Origin of the sequence: Stenotrophomonas sp. SORGH_AS_0282 (genome assembly GCF_030818125.1) — a bacterium.
GTDB lineage: Bacteria > Pseudomonadota > Gammaproteobacteria > Xanthomonadales > Xanthomonadaceae > Stenotrophomonas > Stenotrophomonas rhizophila_A.
On record NZ_JAUTAB010000001.1, the window covers coordinates 3,946,356 to 3,970,504 of the forward strand.

At 66.9% G+C, this 24,149-nt stretch carries 9 protein-coding genes; 2 read left to right on the forward strand and 7 right to left on the reverse strand.

Annotated features, from left to right (window positions below):
* Positions 1–8: 8 nt before the first annotated feature.
* The 6 genes from QE395_RS17935 to glnA form a co-directional block, all read right to left on the reverse strand.
* The gene (locus tag QE395_RS17935) at positions 9–437 is read right to left on the reverse strand and encodes a hypothetical protein (RefSeq protein WP_306990196.1); all 429 of its coding nucleotides are present in this window, start codon (positions 435–437) and stop codon (positions 9–11) included.
* Complete coding sequence (locus tag QE395_RS17940; protein WP_306990198.1) at positions 437–15,877, reverse strand: hemagglutinin repeat-containing protein; 15,441 nt, start codon at positions 15,875–15,877, stop codon at positions 437–439. Before QE395_RS17940 ends, QE395_RS17935 begins: the two co-directional genes overlap by 1 nt.
* A 70-nt stretch (positions 15,878–15,947) precedes the next feature.
* Entirely contained in the window at positions 15,948–17,684 is a 1,737-nt protein-coding gene (locus tag QE395_RS17945; RefSeq protein ID WP_306990200.1) for a ShlB/FhaC/HecB family hemolysin secretion/activation protein, read from the reverse strand.
* Positions 17,685–17,948: 264 nt separating this feature from the next.
* Positions 17,949–19,382 (reverse strand): ammonium transporter, encoded by a 1,434-nt coding sequence (gene amt, locus QE395_RS17950; protein ID WP_184126271.1) that lies wholly within the window; start codon positions 19,380–19,382, stop codon positions 17,949–17,951.
* A gap of 18 nt (positions 19,383–19,400) precedes the next feature.
* Positions 19,401–19,739 carry a P-II family nitrogen regulator gene (locus QE395_RS17955; protein ID WP_068854487.1) on the reverse strand — a complete coding sequence of 113 codons (339 nt, stop codon included), beginning with the start codon at positions 19,737–19,739 and terminating at the stop codon, positions 19,401–19,403.
* A 361-nt stretch (positions 19,740–20,100) separates the two neighbouring features.
* Positions 20,101–21,510 (reverse strand): type I glutamate--ammonia ligase, encoded by a 1,410-nt coding sequence (gene glnA, locus QE395_RS17960; RefSeq protein ID WP_184126272.1) that lies wholly within the window; start codon positions 21,508–21,510, stop codon positions 20,101–20,103.
* Positions 21,511–21,756: 246 nt separating this feature from the next.
* On the opposite strand from glnA, the gene QE395_RS17965 reads away from it, so the two are divergent.
* A complete protein-coding gene (locus tag QE395_RS17965; protein ID WP_184126273.1) occupies positions 21,757–22,551 on the forward strand; it encodes an undecaprenyl-diphosphate phosphatase in 795 nt (264 codons plus the stop codon).
* 72 nt (positions 22,552–22,623) lie between these two features.
* Positions 22,624–23,460 carry an META and DUF4377 domain-containing protein gene (locus QE395_RS17970; protein ID WP_306990205.1) on the forward strand — a complete coding sequence of 279 codons (837 nt, stop codon included), beginning with the start codon at positions 22,624–22,626 and terminating at the stop codon, positions 23,458–23,460.
* 77 nt (positions 23,461–23,537) lie between these two features.
* Here QE395_RS17970 and QE395_RS17975 read toward each other — a convergent pair whose 3' ends face one another.
* Complete coding sequence (locus tag QE395_RS17975; protein ID WP_095362462.1) at positions 23,538–24,149, reverse strand: YbhB/YbcL family Raf kinase inhibitor-like protein; 612 nt, start codon at positions 24,147–24,149, stop codon at positions 23,538–23,540.

A 24,149-nucleotide genomic window follows, 5' to 3' on the forward strand; every position in this document is an offset into this window, starting at 1 on the left:
ACTTGCGGTCAGACCAATGCGGAAACCACTCGAACAGTAATGGCGCTAGGATCGTCGACAGCTGAGACTGCCTCGTATATCGACTCAGAGGAAGAATGCAGCGACTCGTTCTCAACGGCAAATAGCAGTGCCGACAAAGCGCGAGCCCTGCTGAATGCGAAGAGATAAGCGTTGTCTCCCGACGAGTCACCGGCGTCATGAAGATCGAAATATTGCTCGTCGGCTTGCTCTGCCAGCATCTTTATCTCTTCAATCTTGGATGCCAAAACATCGCGCCCCAAACTCAGTTCGCCTAGAACGGAAAGCACGACACTATCATGCACTTTCGCAGATTCGATTGCATAGCCACACGCTGCCAATACAGCAGCCCTTCTTTGCGAAGGGCTGGCTTGCCTCAATCGGGTCATCAGATCCACAGACACCGCTTCCAACCTCATCATTCTTCATTCCTTCTTGGAGATACCTTTGACGTTTCCCTGGGCTTCGGTTTTAGCGGCGTAGACACATTTGCACCCGTCGGTTCAATGCTGGACTGACAGGTTGGACACACTGGACGGGTAGCACCAATATCGACCACTTTCAGCCCGTTTTCGCTTGCATATTTGATGATATCAGCTTCCGCATGGCCAGTGCCTGCGATGACCTTCTCCCCAGGCTTAGCTGTTACACCAGGTCGCAGGTACCCTCGGGGCTCACTGGTACTAATCACGACAGACCGGACACCATTGGCATCCTCGACAATCGCAACCCCCATCGTGATTCGACCCCGAGAGTTTTCAGGTATTTGAGCCTGCAGCTCAGACACTCTGTTTTGGACAACCTCACTTGGTTTTCCATATACACCACCAATCTCCACCGGCTTCCCGGAGGGCGTTCCAGCGTCTGCCACACCGCTCGGCTCCGCGCCGCCCTTGGTGGATTCGACTTGGCCTTTGGGATTTTCGGCAACGTGCGTCTCCGGAAGGGGACGAGCTTGTCCAGCCGCAGCAGCTTCACGCTCCAGCTTAGACAATCGCCTTGCCTGCACGGCCGCACGCAACGCAGTTAACTCGCCCATACTCATGACCGCGAGGGCTGCGTCCAAACCAACCTCGCCCTTCGTGTACCCATTCGAGGTTACATCAGCGAGGTTCCACTTGTCGGTGAATCCAGTTTCGTATTTAAGCGTGTCCCATGCACTGCCTGCATAGTCCGAAATCGACGTAATTACTCCCATGCCTTTTTCTTTGACAAGGCCGATGGCACCAATCTCCTGAATTCGATTGATGTCGTACTTGGCTTGTTCGTACTGCTGGTAGGCGCTGTAGATGGGATTCATCGCGGCCATGTCGATGACCATGCCCCCCGCATTTGCGGTTACACCTGCAATCTGCCCGCCGCCGCCGAAGATCATGCTCAAGGCAAGATTGGTGGCCGCTTCTTGGCCTTTCCCAGCCATCGCGAGTTGCATGGCGGTGTCTTTCCCGCAGCTTCCAGCGGCCGCACAAGTAATCTTGTAAAGTGCATCCTGCTTGCTGGTGTGGGTCAGAAGACCGCTGGCAATCTCACCACTTCTGTCGCTTTTTGCTGCGGCTATGGCCAGATCCACCGCATTGTCGCTAATCCACTTTTGATAAGCGGCATCACTGTGGACCAGCGTGGCGTACGCGGCGCCCAGTTTTTCCTGCTCCGTTGCGCACTGCGGGGAACTGGCAGCGCCAGTGCAGGCGGCGATCAGGGATTGGTTGCGGGAATCTGAAAGAGCAGCAAGCTCCTTCTCGGTGCCGCAGCCCTCCTTGTCTCCCTTGAGGCAGCCGAGCATCGCGTCGAGATACTGCATGCGCTCACCGTGGCTGAGGTAGTTGTTCTCAATGGCGTTCTGCGCAATACCGGCGCCCAGCGCTGCACTTGCAAGCCCGCCCGAGCCCACAGATCCTGCAAGCGCACCCACTGCCTGAGACAGGGCGAGGACTGTCTGCCTATCCTCCTCGGTAAGGTTACTGGTCTCGCCCCTGTAGAGGTACTCCGTGATGAATTTCGCGGCCAGCTCGCCCCCGACCGCGGCGGTTGCGCCACTCCCCGCGCTTCCACCGTTTGCCTCGGCCAGCAGTGCGCCGAGCACCGCATGTGAGATCAGCTGGAGAGTCGCGTCCGGATTCTCTCCGTGGTTCGGATCGAACTGGCTGCCAATGAAGTTGGCCGCATAGGGGGCAAGCGCATTTGCTGCAACCTGGCTGCCTCCTTGTCCTGCGACGCCAGCTACAACGGCGGCAGTCACCGCATCAAGCGCACGACTGTAGCTACCACCGGTGCTCCACTTCAGTGCGTCTTGGAAACCAGGACTGTTGTCGGCCAGATAGTTCTGCTTGCCTGCCTCATCCAACTTCGAGTAATCGTTCCACTTGGTGCTGTCTTTCTGCAGCTCACGTTCGTATTCAGCTCGTGCCACCTTGCTCTTGTAGGCGAACACATCTCCGGCCACCTGCTTGCTTGTCGCCACCACGGTGCCCGCAGCCGACGACATCGCCTGTTGCTCCTGCATCAGCTTCTGCAGGTCGGGCAGCGCATTGATCGCCTCGTGCGCCTTGCTGGCATCGGTGTTGACACCCAGCTCTGCAGCCGTGACCTTCTTTCCACCGATGGTGATGTTGCCTTCGGTCAGGGTTGCGTAGGTCGTGGAGCTGTCGCTGCCGCTGCTGGTCATCGGCACGCCACCACTGAAGTTGGTGCCGTCCGCGCTGCCAAACTTGCCGCCGGCCACGTTGGTGCCGATGTCCTTCAACTGACCGGCGGCATTCTTGTCGGCGCCTTCACCGGTGCCCTTGTTCCCAAACCCACCGCTGATGCTTGCCGAGCTCGCCCGGTAGTCCATCTCGTTCTTGAGGTCGGTAAAGGTCAAGCTCTGCGCGGTCAGCTCGCTGTTGGCGGCATTGGTGCTGGCAATGGCGCCGCCCACCAGGTTCACGTGTCCGGCGTCGACGTGGTAGCCGCCATCGCCCGCGAACAACCCGGACTGCTGGCCGACTCCCTTGTAGCTGCCGTTGGCTTTTCCCGCGCTGGCATAGCCGCTGGCGTCCCACGCGGTGCCGACCGACACCTGCACGCGGCCGCCCACCTGGCTGTCCTTGGACATGCTTTCGGCAACGTCCTGCAGCGATTCAATGGTCAGCGTGCCGCCAGTCTTGACGTCGATGCGGTCCGCGGTTGCGGTGGCGCCGCGCAGGGTGGTGTCACCCTCGGCCTTGAGCGAGATGTTCTGGCCGGTCAGGGTGGTGTTCTGCCAGGTGCTGCTGTCGGCGTTGGACTTGCTGCTGCCCACGCTGGCTTCGGCGTACACGTACACGCCGGTCTGCGCGCCAACCGATACGCCCACGCCCACTTCGGCGCCTGCGTTGTTGCTCCTGCTCTTGTCCTGCAGGTGCGCCTTGCCTGCTTCGAGCAGGATATCGCCGGCCGAATCCAGCGCCAGCGTGTTGCCGGCGCTGAGGTTGCCCTGCACCACGTGGATGTCGCCGCTGGTGCTGGTCAGGTTGACGTTGCCGCCGCCCTGGATGGTGGAGCCACGCGAAACGGTGCTGCTGCCCTCGGCACTGCTGCTGGAGGACTTGAAGCCGATGCCCGCTTCGGCACTGAACAGCGAGCCGCTGCCAGCGCCGCCGGCGGCCGCCGAGATTGCGCTGGCCGCCTGGTAGGCATTGGCACCGGCCGCCATGCCTTGCATGGCCTGCAGGCGACCGTCCGACTGGCGTGCCGAATCCACGTTGTTGATCAGGTCGATGAAGGGCGACTTGATCCGCGCGAACACGCCAATCTTCAGGTCCTTGTCGCTCTGCGAGTTATGGCCGCTCTCATCTGCGGTGAGCAGCTCGATCTCGGCGGCAGTAATGTTCACATCCTGAGCGGCCACCACGTTGCTGGCGATCTGGGTGTACTTGCCGCCCGCACCCAGGTTGACGTTGCCGCCCAGGCTGCCGATGGTGCTGGCGACCTGGGAGACCATGCCGCTGTCGTCCTCGTGCTGCTGGCGGTGCCAGCCGGCGAACTTCTCGGTGTCAGAGATCTGCACCGTGCCGATGGCCTTGCTGTCGGCGGTGTTGGCGTTGCTCACCGTGTCCTGGCCGCTCTGCACGGTGAGGTTGCCCGCGGCGCGGATGGTGACGTCCTTCTCGGCGGCGATGTTCGCCGCGGTGAGGCTGATGTCGCCTTCGGTGGTGGCCATGCGCACGCCGCCGCCCACCGACAGCTGGGTGCCAGTGATGGTGTCGCTCTGGCCGGTGCCGTCGCTGCGCGAGTTGTTGGTGCCGAACGGCAGGCCGCTGGTGTTGTTGGCGAAGCCCCAGCCCTTGCCGGCGCTCTGGCTGGTGCTGGATTCGGTGTTGTGGGCCACGTCGAAGACGATGTCCTTGGTGGCCAGCAGCAGCGCGTCGCCTTCTGCCGAGAGCTGCGCGCCCTGGCTGGTGATCGAGCCGCCATTGGCGATCAGGGTCATGTCGCCGCCCGCACTCAGCTGGGCCACGCGGGCGTCGCTGGTGGAGTGGGTCTGGTTGCCGCTGGAGCGCTGGCTGCCGCCGGTGACCACCACCGAGGTGGTGGCCGCACGCACGCCGGAGGCGGTGCCTTCGGCATTGCGGGTGATGTCGCCCATGATCGAACCACTGTCGGCCATGCCGTCGGTGGTGGAATCGCGGGCACTGCGGTAGGCCTTGGTGGGGTCGTAGGTGACGCCCATCGAGAGGCCGCTGGACTTGCTGGACTGGCTGTTCTGGGTGTCCAGCGTGTCCTGGCGTGCCACCAGGTTGATGTCCTTGCCGATCAGGGTCAGGTCCTGCCCGGCGGCCACGTCGGAGGCGGCGATGGTGAGCTGGTTGCCTGCGTTGAGCTGCACGTTGCCGTCCATCGAGCCCACTGCCGATCCCACCTGGGTGGTGGACTGGCTGGCACTCTCGTTGTTGGACCTGGCGCTGCTGTACCCCACCGAGGCCACGCCATTGGCGAAGCCACCGGTAATGCCCGACTTCTTCTGGCTGAAGCTGCTGGCTTCGCTCAGGGTGTCCTGCGCGGATTCGATGGTGATGTTGTTCACCGCCGCAATGCGCAGGTCGTTGTCGGCCAGCACGGTGGAGCCGGTGATGGAGACGTCGTTGCCCGCGATGATGTCCACCGACTTGCCGCCGACGCTGGAGCCGACCGCGTAGCTGGCCGCGCTCTGCTCGTGGGTGGTGGTGGTGGTGCTGGAAAGCGTCTTCTTCTTGCGGGTGGTTTCATCCACCACCAGGTCGTGGGTTTCCTGGGCGGTGGTCAGGGCGACGTTGCGGCCGGCCGAAAGCACCACGCCACCGTCGCTGCTGTCCACGGTGGTGGACTGCAGCGTGAGGTCGCGCCCGGCCTGCAGGGCGACGCCTTCGCCGCCGCTGAGCTGGTTGCCCAGCACCCAACCGCTGGCGGCGGTCACCTCGCGCGAGTGGTTCCGGCTCTTTGCGCCGCTCTCGAAGGTCTGGGTGTCGACCACGGCGACGCTGTTGATGTCACGGCCGGCCTGGGCGACCAGGGCGTTGGCCGCCGAGACATTGGCGGCCGCCAGGTTCAGGTCACGGCCCGCGTTCAACACCACGTCGCCGGCGCCGGTGATGGTGGTGCCGGTGTGGGTGAGCTGGCTCTGGTTGCTGAAGTTGCGGGCGTCGTGAGTGAGCGACACGCTCCGTTGCTCGGCGACCGAGGTCAGGTTGATGTCACCCCCGGCCACGATGGCGGTGAGGCCGTCGGCACCGGCGTTGGCCAGCTGGGCGGCGCGCAGTTCCACGTTGCCGCCGGCGTTGACGCTCAGCACGCCGGCACCGTCGGTGTTGGTCACGTACAGGCCAGCCACGCGATCCAGGGTGGTGGTGCGCTGGGTCAGCAGGTCGCCGTTGTCCTGCCATTCGCGGGTGGTGGAGGCCACGGTGATGTCACCGCCAGCCTTGAGCGCCAGTACGTCGGTGGCGGTGACGGTGCTGCCGATGATGTCGATGTTGCCGCTGGCCTTCAGGCCCACCTGCTGGCCACTGATCTGCCCGCCGCCGATGTTGCGGATGTTGCCGGCGTCGATGCTGACCAGCTGGCGCCCGGCGATGGAGCCGTTGCTGACCAGGTCGCCACGCAGCTTGATGTCCACGTCGGCACCGGCCAGAAGTGCCCCGTTGTGGTCGAGGTCGCCCGGCATCACGCGCAGGTAGACCTGCGGCACCAGCGCGCGGGCAGTTGAGCCGTCGGCCAGGGTCACGTCCTGCTCCACCAGCCACACGATGTCGCTGGTGAGCCGTGCCATCTGCTCGGCGGTCAGGGCCACGCCCGGGCGCAGGCCCCATTCGCCGGCCACGGTGGCGCCGGCTTCCAGCAGCGCGCGGTACTGATCTTCATCGCTGGCGTAGCCATCGAGGAAGCGGCGGCCGGTGAGCTCACCGATCTGTTCGCGCACCAGCTTCTGCTCGTAGAAACCGTCGCCCAGGCGCTTCTGGGTCTGGGAGGGCTCGTAGCCGGCGCGCTGCAGCAGGTAATCGGAACTGAGCCAGCTGCGGTAGTTGGCGAATTTCGGATCAGTTTCGACCAGGTAGCTGCCGCGGTTGGCATCTACGTTGAACAGGCTGGCGCTGGGGGCGCTGGCGTTCGGTGCGGTGGTCACCACCAGGTGCGGATCGTTGCCGGCGGCGGCCACGGCCTGCTTGCGGTCGAGTGCAGCGTTGGCGCCACTGCCGGCATGGTTGCCGCCCTGCGCGGCCGTCGGGCCGGTGGCGGTGGCCTGTCCGGCCTGGACGGCACTGATGTCCTGCACGCCGCTGCCGCCCGGCCCTGCCGAGCCGACCTGGCCTGGTCCCTGCGCGGTGGCGGTGTCGGCCAACTGCGCGTGGGCATTGCCCGGGCCCTGCACGGCGGTGCCGTTCTGGCCCTGCGCTGCGGCGGCGGCATTCGGGCCCTGCGCGGAGACCGGTCCCGCGCCCTGCCCGGCACTCTGTCCCGGTCCCTGTACCGCGCCGGCACCGGGGCCGACCGAACCCGCACCGGGCCCGCCGGTATTGAGATTGGCCATGCTGTCACCGTCGCGCACGTTGGGTGCGTCGCGGCCGGTGTTTTCATTGCGCAGGTTGCCTACGTCGATGGTGAGCTTGCCACCGGCGACGATGCCCGAGCCCAAGACACCGGTCTGTTCAGAGATCGGTGCGGCGCTCCATGTGGTCTTCGACTTGTTGTACGTATAGGACTCATTGAAGAAGGAATGGGTCCGGTACAGCGTCTTGGCAATGTTGGTGACCGACGCGTCCTGGGTAATGCCGAAGGTGGCGAAGTCGCCACCGGCGGCAATGCTGGCGTACTCGTTGCGTAGTGCATCGGTGGTGATGCGCATGTTGCCGCCCGCATTGATCACCGCATCAGAACCGGCCGACACCACCACGTCTTCCACCGTGGTGCGCGTGGCCACGCGGCGCTCTTCATTGCCGCTGGTGTTTTCCGGATGGCGCTGCATGTTGATCAGCATCGCGTCCGGATTGTCGTAGTCCGGATAAGTGATCAGCTGCACGCACGTGGTGGTGCAGGTACCGTAGGCGTTGCTGTAGGTCAGGTTGTCCGATTCATAATGGAACGCTGGGCTGCCCGGCTGCGACGTCGACAGGTCGCGGAAGGGGTCTTCAGCGCCGGCCCCGAGCTGGTCGGGATTGTTGCGGTTGTCCGCGCGGAGCACGTAGTAGATCACCATCGTGCCGCCCTGCACGTCCAGACGCGCGCGTTCGCCGCGCGCGCCGTACAGCCCGCCGCGCGCGAAGTAGTACGCACTGGTATTGGGGGTCATCTTGACCACCGCCCTGCGGATCTGCTGACCGTCCGGCGTGATGTAGGCCGAGTCCTCCAGGATGTCAGCCGGGTTTAGGTAATACACCTCGTAGGGCTGGAAGTTGGAGGTGTTGCGCAGGCTGCCGGTGTTGTTGCCGTTCTTGAACCACCCCGGCTGGTTCAGGGTAACGGGGGCATGCCGGGTGGTCTGCTGCTGCACCACCACGTTCTCGCGGATGTTGTTCACCGCTAGCGCGTTGATGTCCAGGTTGCCGGCGATTTCGATGGTGGAGCTGAGGTTGTCGATGCGCTGGGCAGTGCCCACCGCGTTCAGTCCGTTCAGGCCACCGCCGATGGCGGCGTCGCCATCGCTGAAGACCAGGCTCTGGCCGGTGTTGCTCAGCACGCCCACGCCCAGGTCCAGGCGCTGGCGTGCGGCAATGGTCGCCGATCGCTGCACGCCGCCCACGTTTTCCGCTTGGTTGTTGAGCGTTCCGGCGTTGATGGCGATGTGATCGCCATAGATGCGGCCGGTGCCGATGTTGACCAGCGTCCCGGCGTCGACATGGGTGGTACGCCCATCCAGCAGGCCGCGGTTGACCAGTTCGCCGGCGGCGACCAGCCGGGTGAGGCCGACAGAACTGATCTCACCGGTAGCTGCGTTGTAGACGTTGCCGGCGCTGATGTTGACGTTGGCACCCTGCAGCTTGCCCAGGTTGTCCAGGTTGCCCTGGATGGCCAGGGTGAGCGTGCCGTTGGCGGCCAGCTCGCTGGTGTTGGTGTAGCTCTGGCGCAGCTCCAGGGTCATGTCGCCCTGCGAGAGCACCCTGCCGTCGCCGGTGATCTCGCGGGTGCGGATGATCTGGTGGGTACCGGCCACCAGGGTGCCACCCCCGTTGGCGATGCTGTCTGCACTGATGTCGGAGGTCTCCGACGCGGACACCTGCCCGCCGGTGTTGTCCAACAGCCCGCCGAGCTGCAGCGTCAGGTTGTCGGCCAGGACCTGGCCCTGCTGGTTGACCAGGCTGCCGCTGGTCAGCTGCAGCTGCTTGCCCTGCAATCCCAGCGCCGGGCCATTGGGCGCGCTGAGCGTGTTGCGGTTGTCGACGCTGGCGGCCTGCACGGTCAAGGTGCCGGCGGCGGCGACCAGCCCGCTGCGGTTGTCGAGCGCGCCTGGCAACGCGATATCGGCGTTGCCGCCGACGCTGATGGCGCCGCCGGCATTGTTCAGCGCCTGCACGCGGAGGGTGAGGTCACCCGCCCCCTGGAGCGAGCCACCGGCATTGTCCACGCTGCTGGCGTTGAGCGTGATGGCGCCCTGGCCGAACACCACACCGGCGCGGTTGTCGAACGCACCGCTGGTGATGTCCAGCGTGCCGCTGCTGTTGATGCCATTGCCGTTTGCGTTGGCGTTGATCAGTGCCTGCCCGGCGGTGTCGATGCGCAGGTTGCCGGCGGTCTGCAGCAGGCCGCCCGTGTTGTCGAGCAGGCCGGTGCGCAGCACGCCGCCACCGGTGAGGCTGGCGATGGTGCCGCCCCGGTTGTCCAGCGCCTGGCCGCGGGTGTCCAGCTCCAGCGTACCGGCGATGATCCGGCCGACTTGGTTGTCGATGCCGGCCGCGCCCAGGTGCAGGTCGGTACCGGCCTGGATCAGCCCGCCGGCGTTGGCCAGCCGGGTAGCCGTATCAAGCTGCAGCACCGCGCCGGCGGCGAGGATGCCGGCGGTGTTGTTGAGCGACTGTGCGCGGATGTCGGCGCTGCCGCCGGCATTGATCGTGCCCTGCGCGCTGTTGTCGAGCAGGCCGTCCACGGTGAGGGTGAGCGGTGCACTGCCGTCGGTGTGCAGGATGCCGGCGCGGTTGTCGACGCTGCCAGCGGTGACCGTGGTGGCACCGCCGGTGAGGATGCGGCCACCCCGGTTTTCGAGCGCCCCGCCGAGGGTGAGCTGGTGGCCGCCGGTGCCGGCCGCCTGCACGGTGCCCTGGTTGTTGAACAGGTGCGCGGCGCGCAGGTCCAGGGTGCCATTGGTGGCCAGCGTACCGGCAGTGTTGTCGAGGCGGCCGCGCACGTCCAGCGCCAGGGCCTCGGTACCGGCGGCGGTGAGCGTGCCGCCCGCCGTGATCAGGTCACCGGTCTGGATGCGGATGCGCTGCGCGGCGGTGGTGCCGTTGCGCAGGTCGGTGCTTTCGCCCAGCAACTGCAGGGTGCCATTGCTGAGCAGCTTGCCGCCCTGGCCATTGAGCGTGTGCGCGTTGATCGCAAGCGTGCCGCTGCCGGCGTGCTGCACGGTACCGCCGGCATTGCCAAAGGTCGCTGCGGTGATCTGCAGGTCGCCATTGCTGGCCAGGGTGCCGTTGTTGCCGTTGTCCAGGCTGCCCTGCACCGACACGGTGCTGGGGCCCGTGCCACCGGACACCACGGTGCCGCCGCGGTTGTCGAAGCCGGTGGCCACGATGTCCAGCTGGTTGGCGCTGAGGGTAGCGTTGCGATGATCGACTTCCCCCGCACGCAGGGTCAGTGCCCCGGTGGTAGCGATGCTGCCCTGCTGGCCGAGCAGGCTGCCGGTGTGCAGGGTGAGGCCACCGTCGCCTGCGTGGGCGATGCGGCCTGCCTCATTGATCAGGCTGCCTGCGTTTACCTGCAGGGCGTTGGCATTGCTGTCCACGGTGCCGCGGCTGTTGTCGAACTGACCGGTGACGTCGATGCGGGTGTCGGCGCTGCCGGCCGAGCTGAGCGTGCCGCCAACGTTTGAGAGCGCGCCGGCGCTGATCTGCTGCGCGCCATTGGCGGCGATGGTGCCGCCATTGTTGCCGAGCGCATCGCGTACCTGCAGGACCATGGCCTGTTCGCCGGTGGCGCTGAGGGTACCGCCTGCATTCTGCAGGCTGCCGGCAATGACCTTGATGTCGCGCGCGGCGGTGGTACCGCCGCTGATGTCCAGGGTCTCGCCTTCAAGGTTCAGCGCGCCATTGCTGACGATGCGGCCAGCCGCGCCCTGCAGGGTCTGCACGTTGATCTGCAGCTGGCCGTCGCCTGCCTGCTCGATGGCGCCGCTGCGGTTGTCCAGGGTTCCGGCGCTGATGTCGGCGTCGCCCGCACTGGCGACCAGGCCGGCGTTGCTGTTGTCCAGCAGCCCGTCCACGCCCACGCGAAGGTCGGCTGCGCTGTGCAGGGTGCCGCCCTGGTTGTCGAGGCTGGACGCGGTAATGGCGAGATCGCCACTGGTGAGGATCTTGCCGCTGCGGTTGTGCAGCGCCTGGTCGATCTGCAGCTGGCTGGCACCGGTACCGGCGGCCTGCACCGTACCGGCGTTGTTGAGCAGCGCACCGGCGCGAAGGTCCAGCGTGCCGTTGCCGGCAACGGTGCCGCCGCTGTTGTCGAGCTGGCCGCGCGCGTGCAGCACAAGGGCATCGGTGCTTGTGGCGGTGAGCGTGCCACCGGCGGTGGTCACGGTGCCGCCGTCGATGCGGATGCGCTGCGCGGAGGTGGTGCCGTCACGCAGGTCGATGTCGTCGGCCTGCACGGTCAGGCTGCCATTGCTCACCAGCGAGCCATCGGCACCGAGGACGCGGACCGCCGTGATGTCGAGCAGGCCGCTGCCGGCCTGCTGCACGGTGCCGCCGGCATTGCCGAAGGTGGCCGCGTTGATGGCGAGGTCGCCGTTGCTGGCGATCAGGCCCTGCCCGCCATTGTCCAGCGTGTCCTGCACGGTGAGGCGGTTGGCCCCGGTGCCGGTGGCCACCAGCTTGCCGCCGCGATTGTCGAAAGAGCGCGCGTACAGCGCGATCTGCGCCGCCTGCAGCGTGGCACCGCGATGATCCACGGTGGTGGCCGAAAGGGCCAGGTCGCCTGCGGTGACGATGGCGCCGTCGCGGCCGTCCAGCGTGCGCGTGTCCACCGTGAGACCCCCGGTGCCGGCGTGGTTGAGCGTGCCTTGCTCATTGCGCAGGCTGCCGGCGCTTACTGCCAGCGCGCCAGCATTGCTGGCGATCAGGCCCTGGCTGTTGTCCAGTTCGCCGCTGACGGTGATCTGGCTGTTGGCCGTACCGGCCGAGCTCAACGTGCCGTCGCGGTTGGACAGCGTGCCGGCCTCGATGCGCTGGGCACCGTTGGACGCAATGGTGCCATCGTCGTTGCCGAGGCGGTCGCGTACCTGCAGCAGCATGTCGGCCGTGCCGGCGGCATTGAGCGAGCCACCGCTGTTGTCCAGGCTGCCGGCCTGCACCGTGACCTGGGTGGCGCCGACCGCGCCATCGCGCAGGTCCAGTTCCTCGCCCTGCAGCTGCAGCGCGTCGCTGGCGACCACGCTTCCGCCCGCGTTACGCAGGGTGGCGGTGTCGATGTGGAGACTGCCGTTGCCGGAGATGGCGCCGCCGCTGTTGTCGAGCAGGTTGGCCACGCGGATCTGCGAGGCCGCTTCACCGGCCGCGATCAACTTGCCGTGGTCGTTGGTGAAGGTGCCGGCCGCGATGTTGACCGCGCCGTTGCTGCCGAAGGTGCCGCCGCTGTTGTCCAGCAGGGTGCGGGCCTGCACCTGCAGCACGCCGGTGCCGAGCGCGCTGAGCTGGCCACCGGCGGTGACCAGGCGCTCGCTGTCGATCTGGATCTGCTGCGCCGAGGTGGTACCCCGGCTCAGGTCCAGGCTGTCGCCGCGAAGCTGCAGGGCGCCGTTGCTGAGCAGGCTGCCGGCCGTACCGTCCAGGCGCGCCACCTCAATGGCGAGTGTGCCGTTGCCGGCCTGCTGGATGGAACCGCCCGCGTTGCCCAGGGTCTGGGCCGTGATGGTCAGATCGCCATTGGTGGCCAGGCTGCCGCCGTCACCGTTGTCCAGGATGTCGGCAACCTGCACCGTGTTGGCACTGGTACCGGTGGCGACGATGCTGCCGCCGCGGTTGTCGAGCGACTGCGCGCTGAGGTCGAGCTGGCTGGCCGCCAGTGAGGCGCCTCGATGGTCGATCGCGTCGGCGCTGAGGGTGACCGCGCCGCCGGTACCAATGTGCCCGTCCTGTCCATCCAGGCGGCCAGTGCTGATCGACAGCCCCCCCGTACCGGCGTGGCTGATGGCGCCGTCGGCGTTGACCAGCGTGCCGGTCTGCAGCTGCAGCGCCGCGGCATTGCTGGCTACGCTGCCGGCGTGGTTGTCCAGGGTGCCCGCCACCACGATGCGGGTGTCGGCGGTGCCGGCCGAGGTGAGCTCGCCGCTGCGGTTGCTCAGCGACCCCGCCTCGATCTGCTGTGCACCGTTGGCACTGAGGGTGCCGCCATCGTTGAGCAGGGCGCCGCTTACGCTCAGCTGCAGGGCCTGCTCGCCCAGCGACAGCAGCGTGCCGTTGCTGTTGTCCAGCGACCCGGCGCGGATGTCCACCTGGCGTGCGCGGGTGCTGCCCTTGCGTACATCCAGCGCCTGCGCCTGCAGCTGCAGCAGGCCGTTGCTGGCGATGCTGCCCGCGCTGCCCTGCACGGTATTGGCGGTGATCTGCAGGGTGCCGTCGCCGGCGTGATCGATGCTGCCGCCGGCGTTGAGCAGGCCGTCGGCGTCGATGCGCAGGTCGCCATTGCTGGACAGCGTGCCACCCTGGTTCTGCAGCAGGCCGCCGGCGCGCAGCGTGCTTGCCCCGGTGCCGGCGGCGACCATCTTGCCGCCGTTGTTGATGAGCGTGGTGGCCTCGATGGCCAGCGCACCGTTGCTGCCGAGCAGGCCACCGGTGTTGTCCAAGGTGCGGCTTACCTGCAGGTTCAGCGCATCGGGGCCAGCCGAGGTGAGCGAGCCGCCGGCGGTGACCAGATCGTTGGTATGGATGTCGATGCGCTGGGCAGCGGTGGTGCCGTCGCGCAGGTTGGTGGTGCCGCCCTGCAGCAGCAGGCTGCCGTTGCTGAGCACGCTGCCGCCCTGGCCCTGGAGGGTAGCCGCATCGATGCGCAGGCTGCCGCTGCCGGCCTGCTGCACGGTGCCGCCGGCGTTGCCCAGTTGCGCTGCGCTGATCTGCAGGTCGCCGTTGCTGGCCACGGTGCCGCCGTCGCCGTTGTCCAGGGTGCCCTGTACGTCCAGGCTGCTGGCCTGCTGCCCGGTGGCGAGCACGCGGCCGCCGCGGTTGTCGAAGGACGCGGCGGTCAGGCTGACCTGGTTGGCGATCAGCTGCGCATTGCGGTGGTCGGCAGTGCCCAGCTGCAGGAGCAGGTCGCCTGCGGTGGCGAGGGTACCGCCCACGCCATCCAGGCGATCGGCGCGCAGGCGCAGGCCGTCGCTGCCGGCGTGGCTGATGCTGCCCCGCGTGTTGACCAGGGTGCCGATGCCCAGGCCGAAGCTGGCCGCGTTGCTGGCGATGCTGCCATCGCGGTTGTCGAGCGTGCCGATCGTCCAGGCGCTGGCGGCGCTGCCGCCGTGCGCCAAGGTGCCGCCCCGGTTGAGCAGTGTCTGCGTGTGCAGCTCCGCGCCCTGGGCCAGGGTCATGTGCCCGTCGCTGTTGTCCAGCGTGGCTACCCGGGCGGTGGTGGCGCCCTGCACTTCCAGGGTGCCGCCGACGTTGCGCAGGCCCTGGCCCTGCACCTTCAGGGTGTCTACACCGAGCGTGCCGCCGCTGTTGTCCAGGCTGCTGCGCGCGTCCAGCTGCAGCACGCCGGTGGCGTCGATGGCGCCGCCGTCGTTGTCCAGCGTGCGCGCGATGTTGAGCATGCCGGCCGCCAGGGGAACCGTCGTGGCGGGCGGCGGGGTGGTGCCTGTGCCGGTGCCTGTGCCGGGCGTCGGGATGCCCGTGCCGGTGCCGGGTGTGCTGCCGCTGCCAGGTGCGGTACCGCCGGTGTTGCCGGTGCCGTCGCCTGGCGTGGTGGTGGCAACGGTGCCGATCTGCCCCTGCAGGTTGCGGACGTCGGCCCCCTTCAACTGCAGCGCCTGCGCGCCCACCTGTTCGATGCTGCCGGCGCGGTTGCGCAGCGCGTCGGCGTTGAGTTCGAGCCGGCGTGCGTTGAGCGTGCCGCCGCTGTTGTCGATGTCGGCGGGGGTGTCCACGCGCAGCTCGCGCTCGGCGCTGAGCGTGCCGGCGTTGGCAACGCCGCCTGCGGCTTTGATGCGGGTGTCCTGCTGGGCGTGCAGCGCGCCGGTGTTTTCCAGCCGTCCTTCGGCGGTGACCACCAATTCGCCGGCCTGCGCACCGATCTTGCCGGCGTTGCGCATGCCCACGCCCTGCTCGTTGCCGACCAGCCAGATCCGGTTGGCATACATGCCACCCAGCGCGCCCACGTCCAGGGCGAACGCCGCGGCACCGCCGCCGGCGGCCTGCGGGGTCACGGCGGTGTTGTCCGCGCTGACCACGTTGTTGCCCAGGCTGGCCTGCAGCTGGTTGGCCCAGATGCCGGCGTTGACCTGCAGCGAGCGGGTGATGATGTCGGTGTAGTCGGTGCGGCTGGCATCCAGGCCGGCACCGGCAATGCGGATGGCGCCCCCGGCCACCCGGTAGCCTTCCAGCGCACCGTTGCTGACGATGGGCGTGCCAGTGGTCAGGGTGACGCGGCTGGCGTTGAGGAAGCCGGCGCCGTCGATCTGGATGCCGGCCGGATTGGCGATGATCACCTGCGCGCGGGCGCCGGCCACTTCGATGTAGCCGTTGAGCTGGCTGGGACTGCTGCTGTTGATTTCATTGAGGATGACGCGCGCGGTGCCGGTGGCCAGCCACGGGTTGCCCTGCACCCAACCGCCGATCTGGGTCTGGGTATCGCCACGCGAGTTGTTGAGGATCACGCCCTGCGCGCCAACGTCGAACTGCTGGTACTGGTTGCGCGAGACACCCGCCGCACTGGGCGTGGTGATGTTGACCTGCGGGGTGCCGTTGGCCGAGCTGACCACGGTGGGGCGCTGGTCGGCCGGCGCGTTGGGGTCGGCGATGATGCGGCCGGCGCTGGGTGACTGCTGCGCCGAGAGTGGCTGCACCACGCCCACCCAGCCCAGCGCCAGCCACAGGGCGAAGCTCACCGGGCGCAGCGTGGCCACCGTGTTGCCACCGCGCGCGTCGCAGCCGCCGCGCGGTGCGGTGACCAGCTCCGAGGCGACCTGCATGACACCCAGCGTGCGGTTGAAGACCAGACGGTAGACTCGATTCACGGCGTTGCTTCCTTTCAATGCGGTGGTAAGGGCGCGCACCGGCAGGGTGCGCAGTACCGTACGACGGACGTCAGAACGAGACGCCGAGATTCATGCCAAAGGTGGTGTAGGCGGTCTGGAAACCGGCGGGCTTGTCCAGCGGGCTGCCCACGAAGCCTTCCCATTGCACGTGGCGGGTGCCACCGCGCAGGCCCAGCGCCATGCCGGTGAGGCGGTCGCCGAGCAGCCATCCGGTGGACGGGCCGCTGACCTGGCCGTGGTCGATCGCCACGTAGCTCTCCACTGCGCCGCCGAGCGCGAACGCCAGCTCATTGCGCAGCAGCCAGCCGCGCTCACCGGTGAGCGAGACTTCACCGTCGAAGCCACGCACGGTGTAGCGGCCGCCGATGGAGAAGCGGTCCTGCGGGACCAGCCGCGAGCGGTTCCACTGCGCGCGCCAGCTGCCGGTGTAGCGCACGGCCTGGCTGCCCCACTGCATCGGCACGGTGAGCTGCGCATCGGCGGTGACCACCTTGCCGCGCGCGGTGCCTTCGCCGAACCCCTCCTCCGGTGCGTGCAGCGCATCGAACGCGCCGGTACCACGTCGGTATGCCAGGTTGCCGTCCAGGGTGGCCTTGCCGATGAACTGGCGGTGGGCGAGCCCGAGTTCCCAGCCGGCCATGCGCCGGCGCTGCACCAGGATTTCGGTGTCGTCGATGAAGTTGTCCGATTCGCGGTACCAGCCGCGCGCGTGCATGCTGGTCTTTGCGCGCGCGTTGCGGAACAGCATGCGGGTGAGGCGCAGTTCGGCGTTGCGGCTGGAGCCGCTGTATTCGTACGTCTCGAACGCGCCGGCCACGGTCTGCTGGTAGTCGTACTCGCTGGCGTTGGCACCCAGCAGCCACCACCCCATGGGCACGCTGTAGTGCGCGGCCCAGCTGTCGGTGCCGCGTGCGCTGCCGTTGAACACGGACTTGCCGGCGTTGAAATAGAACAGGTCGCTGATCCCGGCCAGGTTGTCCAGCGACACCGTGGCACCGGCCTGCAGCTTGCCGGTGGAGGTGCTGCCGGCGTCGTCCAGGGTCAGGTTGAGGCGCACGGGCGCGCGCTGGCTCCAGCTGATGAGCAGGTCGCTCTCACCGGGCCGGGCCTGTTCGCCTTCCTGCGGCGGTGCGATCTGGATGTCCACGGTGGCGGTCGGCACGCGCTGCAGGTTTTCCAGCGCCTGTTCGATGTCGCGCAGGTTGAGCAGGTCGCCGGGGCCGACCGCCAGTGCGTTCCACAGAGCCGGGGTGCGTCCTTCACCGCTGGCGAAGCGGACCGCGTGGATGCGCCCTGGGACCACCGTCAGCGTGAGCGTGCCGGTCTTCAGGTCCTGCGGGGCGGCAAGGATGCGGGTGGTGACGAAGCCGCGGGCGATGATCGCGTTCTGCACGCGCTTCATCACGATGTCCACGCCACCGGTGCCGAGGCAGCGCCCGGTGGCGCGATCGTTGCGCGGATCGGCGGCCTTCAGCGCCCAACCGAAGCGTTCGGCCAGTTCACCGTCGAGCACGATGTGGTTGATGGTGAAACAGGGCGATTCGTCGACCGGCAGGCGACCGACGGCTTCTTCCGGGGCTGCCTGCAGGCGTACGTCAGGCGTGGTTTCCTGCTGCTCGCGCAGCACCCGCTCACGCTCCTGCTGGCGCAGCAGTTCCTGGTCTGACGGCCCGGCCACCTGTGCAACGGCGGCGGCCGGCAGGCAGGCGATTGCCACGGCCACGGCCACGGCCAACGGCCAGCGCAGCGCACGGCTGCGTTCGATACGTCCCTGATCCACGTTCACGCGCTTCCCTGGCAGAAAATTCTGATGCCTCCGATCCTGAAACGGCCGGCGGGCGGGGAACTTTAAAGCAACCCTGCGATCCGAAACAGCTCTGGATCCTCCCTTTCGTTTGTAGGAAAACTACGCATCGCGCGTGAAAGTGAGACATCGCCCGGGGCGTGCGCGGGCATAAAAAAACCGGCGGCCCGAAGACCGCCGGTAGCAACGTCAATGGTCAACGTGCATTACCGCAATGGTGTAACCCCGAAGAAACTGTGACCTCTATCAGACCTCGTAAGCGGACTCGCCGTGCGAGGTGACGTCCAGACCGGTGCGCTCGGCTTCCTCGGTGACGCGCAGGCCGAACACCAGGCGCACCACCAGCAGGATGGCGACGGTGACGACCGCGCACCAGGCGATGGTGAAGCCCACGCTGACCAGCTGCACCCATACCTGGTGGCCGATGTCGAGGTCGGCCTTGGTGCCGCCCAGCGACTGCGCGCTGAACACACCGGTGAGCAGCGCGCCGACGATGCCGCCGACGCCGTGCACACCGAACACGTCGGCGGTGTCATCAACCTTGAGCAGGCGCTTGAGGCCGGTGACGCCCCACACGCACACCACGCCGGTGACCAGGCCGATCACGATCGCACCCAGCGGACCCACGGTGCCGCACGCCGGGGTAATGCCGACCAGCCCGGCGACCGCGCCGGACGCCGCGCCCAGCGCGGACGGCTTGCCCTTGCTGACCGCTTCGACCAGGGTCCAGCCCAGCACCGCAGCGGCGGTGGCGAGGATGGTGTTGATGAAGGCCAGCGATGCCACGGTGTCGGCAGCAGCAGCCGAGCCGGCATTGAAGCCGAACCAGCCCACCCACAGCAGCATCGCGCCGATGTAGGTGAACGGCACGTTGTGCGGCTTCAGGGCGGTCTGGCCGTAGCCGATGCGCTTGCCGACGAAGTACGCGGCGACCAGGCCGGCCACGCCCGCGTTGATGTGCACCACGGTGCCACCGGCGAAGTCGATCGCGCCCATTGCGCCGAGGTAACCGCCGCCCCACACGATGTGGGCCATCGGGATGTAGCTCAGGGTGAACCACAGTGCCGAGAACAGCAGCACCGCCTTGAACTTGATGCGTTCGGCGAACGCACCGACGATCAGCGCGGTGGTGATGCCGGCGAAGGTGGACTGGAAGGCGACGAACAGGTAATCCGGCAGGCCCTTGATCGGGGTGTTACCCACCGAATCGGGCGCAAAGCCCTTCAGGAAGGCGAACTGGGTGAACGAGCCGAAGAAGGCGTTGCCTTCGCTGAACACCGCGCTGTAGCCATAGGCCACCCACAGGATCAGCACCAGCGAGAACACCACCAGGATCTGGCTGAGGACGGACAGTACGTTCTTGGAGCGGACCAGGCCGCCGTAGAACAGGGCCAGGCCAGGCACCACCATCAGCAGCACGAGCAGGGTGGAGGTGAGCATCCAGGCGACGTCGCCATGGTCGAAGGTGGGCGCTGCGGCAGCTTCCGCGGCGGCGGCCGGGGCCGCGGCTTCCGGGCCGGGCAGCGGTTCGACGGCAACAGCTTCCGATGGTGCGGGGCTGACCTGGGCCTGGGCATGCGCGGTGCCTGAGAAGGCACCCACCGCCAGCGCGCTGAACAGCATCAACAGGCACACCGCGTGGAACCGGGCTTGCCACCCGGTGAACAAGGAAGTCTTCATTGTGGGCTCCGAGTGGGGTTAGAGCGCGTCCGCGCCGATTTCGCCGGTGCGGATGCGGATGACCTGTTCAACGGCGGTGACGAAGATCTTGCCGTCGCCGATCTTGCCGGTGCCGGCCGCGTTCTGGATCGCTTCAACCACCGCGTCCAGGCGTTCGTCGGTGACCACGGTTTCGATCTTGATCTTGGGCAGGAAATCCACGACGTACTCGGCGCCGCGATACAACTCGGTGTGTCCCTTCTGGCGACCGAAGCCTTTTACTTCAGTCACGGTAATGCCCGACACGCCCGCATCGGAGAGGGCCTCGCGGACCTCGTCGAGCTTGAACGGCCGGATGATGGCGGAGATCAGTTTCATGCGCATGTCCCGATGGTGGATGGAACCGGCCTGCAGGGCAGGCCGATGTCAGGTCAACCGGCGGCCACTTGCACATGGCCACCGGTTGTTGCGCCGAACGCTGCATGGACCGCGATGACGCGGGAGGGAGGTGTGGCCCATGCTGCGCGTCCGGTCTCTCTTTTCCCCTGGTGGTGCGGCAGAAGCAGCCGACTAACAGTCGGCTCTACCGGGTGGTGCGTGCGGATTGTCGCGTGGTGCGTGCGGAATGCCGCGTGGTGCGTGTTGCCGCGTTTTGGCTCCCCAGCCATGGCGCGTTGGTGCAGAAGCGGTGGCGATGACGAAGGTGGGAGGGAAGTCCTTCGGCATCGCCACCTGTTGCTCAGTTGGCGTAGTACATCTGGTATTCGAGCGGGTGCGTGGCGGCGCGGAAGCGGGTCACTTCCTGCATCTTCAGCGCGATGTAGCCATCGATGAAGTCGTCGGTCATCACGCCGCCGGCCTTGAGGAACTCGCGGTCCTTGTCCAGCGCTTCCAGGGCCTGGTCCAGGCTGGAGCACACCTGCGGGATCAGCTTCTCTTCTTCCGGCGGCAGGTCGTACAGGTCCTTGTCGCTCGGTGCGCCCGGGTCGATCTGGTTCTTGATGCCGTCCAGGCCGGCCATCATCAGTACGGTGAAGGTCAGGTAGCCGGACTGGATCGGATCGGGGAAGCGCATTTCAATGCGGCGCGCCTTCGGGTTGGACACCCACGGAATGCGGCACGAGGCCGAGCGGTTGCGGGCCGAATAGGCCAGCATGACCGGGGCTTCGAAGCCCGGCACCAGGCGCTTGTAGCTGTTGGTACCGGAGTTGGCGAAGGCGTTGATGGCCTTGGCGTGCTTGAAGATGCCGCCGATGTACCACAGCGCCAGCTGGCTCAGGCCGCCGTAGCCGTCGCCGGAGAACAGGTTGGTGCCGCCCTTGGACAGCGACTGGTGCACGTGCATGCCGCTGCCGTTGTCGCCGACGATCGGCTTGGGCATGAAGGTGGCGGTCTTGCCATTGCGGTGGGCCACGTTCTTGATGACGTGCTTCATGCGCAGCAGTTCGTCGGCCTTCTGCACCAGGGTGCTGAACTTGGTGCCGATTTCGCACTGGCCGGCGGTGGCCACTTCGTGGTGCTGCACTTCGACTTCAATGCCGACCTGTTCCAGCGTCTTGCACATTTCAGCGCGCAGGTCGTGCAGCGAATCGGTCGGCGGGACCGGGAAGTAGCCGCCCTTGACGGCCGGACGGTAGCCGCTGTTGGCGCCGTCGAACTTGTCGCCGGTGCTCCAGGCGGCTTCTTCGGAGGAGATCTTGAAGAAGGTGTTGCCCATGTCGTTGGCGAACTGGACGGAGTCGAAGATGAAGAACTCCGGCTCCGGGCCGAAGAAGGCCTGCTCGGCAATGCCGGAGGACTTCAGGTAGGCCTCGGCGCGCTTGGCGATGCCGCGCGGGCAGCGGCCGTACGGCTGCATGGTGGCCGGGTCGAGGATGTCGCAGCTGATCACCAGGGTCGGGTGCTGGTAGAACGGGTCGACGTAGGCGCTGGCCGGGTCCGGCAGCAGGACCATGTCGGACTCATTGATGCCCTTCCAGCCGGCGATGGAGCTGCCGTCGAACATCTTGCCTTCTTCGAACAGGGACGGTTCCACGATGCTGACCGGGAAGGTGACGTGCTGTTCCACACCGCGCATGTCGACAAAACGCAGGTCGATGAACTCGATCTGGTTGTCCTTGATCAGCTTCTCAACATTTTCCACGGACATCGGTGAAACCTCAGATGGGTGATTGCCTGTGTGGATAGAGCAATCCCCGTGCCAACTTTTCGTGGCGCACAAGTGATTGATTTCACACGGCGTGCACCCGGATGGACGCTGAACGCGGCGCACCATTGCGGTGCAATGGCCGCACCATGCACACATTTGGTGCGGGTTGTGATGTTTTATGATTTCACCGCACCAGCCGGGCACGGCCCGGCTCTACCCCTTCATTTTTCGAGCAATTGCCCGCCGATGTCCGATCTGTTCTCCGCCCTGCTGTTGGGCATCCTTGAAGGCCTCACCGAATTCCTGCCGATTTCCAGCACCGGCCACCTGCTGATCGCCCAGCACTGGCTGGGCGCACGCTCGGACTTCTTCAACATCGTGATCCAGGCCGGTGCGATCCTGGCCATCACCCTGGTGTTCCGCCAGCGGTTGTGGACGCTGGCCACCGGCCTGCACGACCGCGCCAACCGCGATTACGTGCTCAAGCTGGGCACCGCGTTCCTGGTGACCGCGATCGTGGGCCTGCCGGTCCGGCTGGCCGGCTGGGAGCTGCCCGAAACGGTGACCCCGGTGGCGTGGGCGCTGATCATCGGCGGTATCTGGATGATCCTGGTGGAAGCGCGCACCGCGCGCCTGCCCGACCGCGACGAGGTGACCTGGAAGGTGGCGGTGCTGGTTGGCCTGGCGCAGGTGGTGGCGGGCGTGTTCCCGGGCACCTCGCGGTCGGCGGCGGCAATCTTCATCGCCATGCTGTTCGGCCTGAGCCGGCGCGCGGCCGCCACTGAATTCGTGTTCCTGGTGGGTATTCCCACCATGTTCGCCGCCAGTGGCTACGCATTCCTGGAACTGGCCAAGGACGGCAGGCTGGCCAGCGAGAACTGGGCCGACGTGGGCGTGGCCTTCGTTGCCGCCGTCATCACCGGCTTCGTCGTAGTGAAGTGGCTGCTGGGCTACATCAAGGCCCACCGCTTCACGGCGTTTGCGTTCTACCGGATCGCACTCGGTGCGGGCCTGCTGCTGTTCCTGCCTGCCGGGAACTGAACAGCGCCGCGCCGCCGCAACCCCACCCGGGGTGCTCCAGCGTTCTTCCCCGGGTTCCCAAGGAGATGTCCCATGAAAACCACCCGCAACCTGATGCTGATCCTGCCGCTGGCCCTGCTGGCTGCGTGCAGCAACCCCTCCAGCCAGGCCCCCTCCGGCCCCGGCCGCGACGACCTCGCCCCGGCCCCGACCGCCGCCGCCGACCAGAAGGCCGCCGTGCAGCTGGACGTGCAGCGCCTGCAGGGCAACCACTGGGTGCTCGACAGCGCCACCGACAGCGCCGGCAAGCGCATCGATGCGCTGTTCGCGCGCGCCGACAAGCCGGTCACGCTGGACTTCATCGATGGCCGCCTGGCCGTGAGCAATACCTGCAACCGCATGGGCGGCGGCTACACCCTGGCCGACGGCACGCTGACCGTTTCGCCGATGGCCTCGACCATGATGGCCTGCACCGACAAGGCGCTGATGGCGCTGGACCAGGCGGTGGGTTCGCGGCTGGAAGGCGCGCTGAAGACCGAGCTGGGCGGCGAAGGCCAGCTCACCCTGCGCACCGCCAGCGGTGACGTGCTGGTGTTCAGCCCGCAACCCACCGCCGAAACCCGCTTCGGCGGCCCGGGCGAGACGATCTTCATCGAGGTGGCCGCGCAGACCAAGCCGTGCCCGCACCCGATGATCCGCGACAAGCAGTGCCTGCAGACCCGTGAGATCCACTTCGACGACAAGGGGATCAAGCAGGGTACGCCGGGCGCGTTCGAGAACTTCTACGACGTGATCGAGGGCTATACCCATGAAGCCGGCACGCGCAACGTGCTGCGGGTGAAGCGCTTCAACGTGGCCAACCCGCCGGCCGATGCGTCGTCGAAGGCGTATGTGCTGGATATGGTCGTGGAGTCTGCGACCGAGAAGTGACCAGCATTGCGTGGGCCGGCCAACGGCCGGCGCTACCGATGCACTGTGCCGCCCGATGATCGATCGGGCGGCTTTTTTTACGCCAACGCCGGGTTGAGCGTGTACGTGCCGTGCAATGCGGCTTCGGCCAGCACGTGGCCGTGCATGGCCTTGTGCACGTCGGCAGCGGTGAACGGCGTGGGCAGCTCGAGCGTGGCCACGTCCAGCGCGAACAGGCGGAAGAAGTAACGGTGCACGCGCGCGTCGTTGAACGGCGGGTACGGGCCGTCGTAGCCCAGGTACTGGCCGGCCATGTCCGGGTTGCCGGCGAACCAGCCTGTGAAATCGTTCAGGCCCTGGCGCGCACCGGCCGGGCCGGCAGGCTGCGGCTTGCCCTTGGCGGTGAAGCCATCGCTGCAGCTGCCTTCGGCGATCTCGCGCAGGTCGGCCGGAATGTCGGCCATCGCCCAGTGGGTGAAGTCGGCACGTGGCTGGTCGACGGGCACGCTGCAGTCGCTGCGGCCCACCGTTTCCGGCACCGTGGGCACGTCCGGGTCGATGCACAACAGGGCAAACGAACGGGTGCCCTCGGGCACCTCGCTCCAGGCCAGCGGCGGGTTGCGGTTGGCGGCGAAGCCGTTGGCATCACCTGCGGCGAAGCTGCTGTCGATCGGCGCGCCGTTGCGCAGGCGGGTACTGGTGAGTTTCAT

What these genes read in the sequence shown, in the direction of transcription:
- QE395_RS17970 (WP_306990205.1), top strand. Translation starts at nt 22,624, where the DNA reads ATGAAAACCACCCGCAACCTGATGCTGATCCTGCCGCTGGCCCTGCTG.
- QE395_RS17965 (WP_184126273.1), top strand. Translation starts at nt 21,757, where the DNA reads ATGTCCGATCTGTTCTCCGCCCTGCTGTTGGGCATCCTTGAAGGCCTC.
- QE395_RS17975 (WP_095362462.1), bottom strand. Translation starts at nt 24,149, where the DNA reads ATGAAACTCACCAGTACCCGCCTGCGCAACGGCGCGCCGATCGACAGC.
- QE395_RS17955 (WP_068854487.1), bottom strand. Translation starts at nt 19,739, where the DNA reads ATGAAACTGATCTCCGCCATCATCCGGCCGTTCAAGCTCGACGAGGTC.
- QE395_RS17935 (WP_306990196.1), bottom strand. Translation starts at nt 437, where the DNA reads ATGAGGTTGGAAGCGGTGTCTGTGGATCTGATGACCCGATTGAGGCAA.
- glnA (WP_184126272.1), bottom strand. Translation starts at nt 21,510, where the DNA reads ATGTCCGTGGAAAATGTTGAGAAGCTGATCAAGGACAACCAGATCGAG.
- amt (WP_184126271.1), bottom strand. Translation starts at nt 19,382, where the DNA reads ATGAAGACTTCCTTGTTCACCGGGTGGCAAGCCCGGTTCCACGCGGTG.